The 2,667-nt window shown below is 58.3% G+C and carries 3 protein-coding genes and 1 pseudogene; 3 read left to right on the plus strand and 1 reads right to left on the minus strand.

The window, feature by feature from the left end; all coding sequences use genetic code 11:
- Window positions 1-298 (minus strand): annotated as a pseudogene (locus AC1DH9_RS26785) (hypothetical protein); the annotation flags it as partial.
- Between the two features lie 333 nt (window positions 299-631).
- Here AC1DH9_RS26785 and AC1DH9_RS26790 point away from each other — a divergent pair.
- From AC1DH9_RS26790 to AC1DH9_RS26800, 3 genes are all read left to right on the plus strand, one after another.
- On the plus strand, window positions 632-1,036 hold the full coding sequence (locus AC1DH9_RS26790) for a hypothetical protein (protein ID WP_427530647.1): 405 nt from the start codon (window positions 632-634) through the stop codon (window positions 1,034-1,036).
- A 149-nt stretch (window positions 1,037-1,185) separates the two neighbouring features.
- Window positions 1,186-2,178: an alpha/beta hydrolase family protein gene (locus AC1DH9_RS26795; protein WP_427544648.1), complete on the plus strand. Its 993-nt coding sequence runs from the start codon at window positions 1,186-1,188 to the stop codon at window positions 2,176-2,178.
- 34 nt (window positions 2,179-2,212) lie between these two features.
- Window positions 2,213-2,665: a hypothetical protein gene (locus AC1DH9_RS26800; protein WP_427544646.1), complete on the plus strand. Its 453-nt coding sequence runs from the start codon at window positions 2,213-2,215 to the stop codon at window positions 2,663-2,665.
- Window positions 2,666-2,667: the final 2 nt, after the last annotated feature.

Consider the following 2,667-nt stretch of genomic DNA (forward strand, 5'->3'; position numbering starts at 1 on the left):
CTTCATGACCTTTTGGACCCTGAATGGCCACCCTGACGTCAGGCACGTACTCATTGGACGGTCCAGTGGAAAAAGTCATGTGCAAGTTATAGCCACCCATCMGCTGGATTGCGCACGACTCATCCTGACCGATACCACCGGACATGAAGTTAACGCCGTTCTGTTGTTGCTGTTCCAGCTGCACACCCTGCGGGTCAATCGGGTCACGACAGACCTCCGCCTGAACACTGGAAATAGGCAAGCCAGCGAGCCCGAGCAGGGCAACGCCTGATAGCGCGAGTAAACGCAAGGATCTCATGATGACGACTCCCGGACCCGTTACGGGCCCAACGAATGCGATGCCACCCATGAAGCCGATGCCATAAAACGGTGACACCCAGTGCTATCCCCAACATCACAGCTCAAACCGAAAACCGGTAAGAATACTGCTTACACTTTTATGACTTCCCGCTCGGATCCTTCGTTTAGATCAATTGGTTGTGAAAGCCACCACCGATACGACTACCGGTTGTCAGCCAATTCACCCACCAAGCCACTATCGCGAACCAACGAGCAATCGCTCCTTGRGAAATTCGCCGACCTGCGCTTCAATAGCACCCTCCCCTTGCGCCTGAACTAAGGATCGAAGCCCATGGCATCGGCGAACAAGCAGCACAAAAGAACCCAACGCGCGAAAGCCAAGGCCAAACAAAATCGCGTGCAGCGCGCCAGTGCTCCGGTCGAGCTGGACCCGAACGATGAGCGCATCGACTTTGAGTCGGTGGACCTGACCGAGCTGTTCATAAAAATGCGCGATGCCGAAAAGACCAGCCAACAAGCGCTGTGCACGGCTTTCCTGGAAGACCCGCTGCTCGAGATCGTGTTTGAACAGGAAGGCGAAGAAGGTGCCACCGACTTCATCCTCGCGGCACTGATCGAGTATCGCCAGTGGTCGACCGAAGCGGACGAAGCCAAGGCCCTGGCCTGGATCGAAAGCCCGCAGTTCCAGGCGGACTACGTGGCCGCCTCCGAGGCGCTGGTGAAGTCGCCACGGTAATTTCTGCGAACCGAAAGAACGGCTGCTGTCGGCGATGACAGCGGCCGTTTTTTTGTTATGGCGCCCCATCACCAAAAAATACCAACAGATTGTTCCCCCGCAATATGACGTCTATCGTTGGCAGCAAACTGCGCTCAGGTCTGCATCCAATGACTCTGTCAAACACGCCCTCACTGGCACCGTCATCGCCAGCCCGGATTGAATGGCCGCTGCCAACCTCCGGCCCCAGTGAATCATTCAAAGAGCCAGCCGCCGATGGCTTTGTCCTCGGCGGTTTTGCCTGGCGCCATTCCCTTCAAAATCCCAATCGCCCGGTGGTGATCATCAACGCGGCAACTTCGGTGCGCTGCCGGCATTACTTTCGATTCGCCGATTACCTGTTTGCCAACGGTTTCGATGTCATGGTTTACGATTACCGCGGCATCGGTGAATCCCGGCCTGACTCGCTGCGCGGATTCGAGGCGTCCTGGTCGGACTGGGGCGCGCTGGATTTCGAAGCCATGCTGCAACGGGCGACGCGGGAATTTCCAGGTCAACCGATCGATGTAGTCGCTCATAGCTTCGGTGGCTGCGCGGCAGGATTGGCTGCTTCCGCAGAGGTGATCCGGCGCCTGGTCACTGTGGGCGCACAGTTCGCTTATTGGCGCGACTATGCCTCGGCCAGCCGCTGGCGGATGTTCATCAAGTGGCATCTGTTCATGCCGCTGATGACGAAATTCTACGGTTACTTTCCCGGCAAACGTCTCGGCTGGCTCGAAGATACGCCCGCTGGCGTCGTCCACGACTGGAGCGCCCCGACCGCCCGCTACGAACAGCGGCCCAGTGGCCGTGTAATCGCCGCAAAAGCCCAAGGCCTGCCCTTCGCCGCCGTCACCGCACAAACCCTGGCTATCAGCCTTAGCGACGATCCGTACGGGACGATTTCTGCCATCGAGCGCTTGCTCGGCTACTTCAAGGCCAGTTGCAACACGCACCTGCGAATCGCCCCAGAAGACATCGGCGAAGTGGAGGTCGGACATTTCGCCTTTTTTCGCAGCCCGTACCAAGCCACACTATGGCCCATTGCGTTGTCCTGGCTACAGAACGGCGAATTGCATCCCGACACGCCAGGACGGTTGGTACCGCGCAGCGTACCCACCTGATTGCGCTCTCCCACACGAATACGGAACGAAGTAGATGGCCGCCACGAACAAGCAACAGAAACGCGCCAAACGCGCCAAGATCAAAGCCAAGCAGATTCGCATCAGCGGTAGAAAACCCATCGCCATGCATGACGACCCGAATGCGCCAGCCGAGCAGATGCCTGAGTACACCCTGGCGATGTTCAGCAAAATGCGTGAGGCCGAGGCCATCAGCCGCAACGACATGCTGCTGACCCTGCTGTCGAACCTCAGCGAAATCATCAACGACCATCCAGAGTTGCTGGACATGGAAAACGCCGAGAACGAAGCGATGGCCGCCACTCACCTGGCCGCCGACATGCTGATCGACTACCGCATGTGGACCGACGGTATGGACCGCGAGGCCGCCCAGGCCTGGCTGACAGACCCGCAGTTCATCACCGATTTCGGCAATGCGCTGGACACCTACCGCGAGTCGCTGGAAGAGCCCGAGGCAAAAGCCGAATAACC

The sequence above is a fragment of the Pseudomonas sp. 05T35 genome, assembly GCF_056396605.1.

What these genes read in the sequence shown, in the direction of transcription:
- AC1DH9_RS26795 (WP_427544648.1), top strand. Translation starts at nt 1,186, where the DNA reads ATGACTCTGTCAAACACGCCCTCACTGGCACCGTCATCGCCAGCCCGG.
- AC1DH9_RS26800 (WP_427544646.1), top strand. Translation starts at nt 2,213, where the DNA reads ATGGCCGCCACGAACAAGCAACAGAAACGCGCCAAACGCGCCAAGATC.
- AC1DH9_RS26790 (WP_427530647.1), top strand. Translation starts at nt 632, where the DNA reads ATGGCATCGGCGAACAAGCAGCACAAAAGAACCCAACGCGCGAAAGCC.